The following is a 319-nucleotide window of genomic DNA, read 5'->3' on the forward strand; positions in this document are numbered from 1 at the left end:
AACTATGTCCTAAGAGCTCCTGAATCGCCACCAATTCAGCACCATTATTTAATGTTAAAGTAGCAAAAGTGTGTCTTAACACATGTGGACTTACTTTTTCTTGTAAACCTGCTTTTTGGGCGATTATACCTATTTCTCTTTGTATTGCTCGTTTGGATAATCTTCTATAAGGTTTTCTCTCTGTAACCATCAAGGCTTCACAATTGTCATTTCTTCCTTTTATATATTTACCTAAATGATACATTGCTCTAATCGAAAAATAGACTTCCCTTTGTTTATCACCTTTACCTATCACTAATGTGCTCATTTTCTGTTGATT

At 33.9% G+C, this 319-nt stretch carries 1 protein-coding gene; it reads right to left on the reverse strand.

The window, feature by feature from the left end; translation table 11 throughout:
- Nucleotides 1-307: tyrosine-type recombinase/integrase (locus V7150_RS20205; protein WP_335521875.1), on the reverse strand; the 307-nt coding region annotated here is incomplete at its 3' end.
- Nucleotides 308-319: the final 12 nt, after the last annotated feature.

Source organism: Neobacillus drentensis (assembly GCF_036965245.1).
Lineage (GTDB): Bacteria > Bacillota > Bacilli > Bacillales > Cytobacillaceae > Neobacillus > Neobacillus drentensis_G.